The organism is Micromonospora sp. LOL_013, from assembly GCF_048060315.1.
Classification (GTDB): domain Bacteria; phylum Actinomycetota; class Actinomycetes; order Mycobacteriales; family Micromonosporaceae; genus Micromonospora_E.
Genome location: NZ_JBHMIQ010000109.1, coordinates 1 through 593, shown reverse-complemented (window position 1 = coordinate 593; position 593 = coordinate 1). Strand labels below are relative to the sequence as shown.

General features: G+C 70.3%; 1 protein-coding gene. It reads right to left on the bottom strand.

Annotated elements, in window-relative coordinates; genetic code table 11:
- A partial coding sequence (locus ACFHWS_RS28535; protein ID WP_416569587.1) for an RNA-guided endonuclease InsQ/TnpB family protein occupies nucleotides 1–593 on the bottom strand: 593 nt, incomplete at both ends.

Here is a 593-nt window from a genome sequence, read left to right as displayed (position 1 = left end):
CCCTTGGTCGCGCTCGGGGGTTCCTGTTTCACCGACGACCGCCCCGTCCGAGAGGAGAACTCCCGGTGAGGTCTCACACCGCCTCCACAGGCAATCACGGAGAGCCCCTCCGCGAGAATGTTCCGGGCCGCGTTGACATCCCGGTCATGGGCCTGCCCGCACCGGCAGGTCCACGACCGGACCGCCAACGGCATCCGGTCAGCCAGCACGCCACAGCCCGAACACAGCCGGGTCGACGGGAACCAGCGGTCCACGACCACCAGGTCCCGGCCGTACCAGTCGGTCTTGTACCCCAGCATGCTGCGGAACCGCCGCCAGCCCGCGTCCGAGACGGCGCGGGCCAGACGGTGACCGGCCATCATGGTGCGGACGGTCAGGTCCTCGATCACGATCGTTTGGGTTTCACGAACGAGCCGAGCGGTCAACTTGTGCAGGTGGTCGCGGCGGCGGTCGGCGATCCGGGCATGAACCCGGGCCACCGCCAACCGGGCCTTGGCCGGTTCGCTCCGGTCGTCGCAGAGCAGGGACACGAACCAGCGGCCCGCCGCGTCCTGCGACACGGTCACCGTCGACGGCGCCGCGCCCTGCGGCAA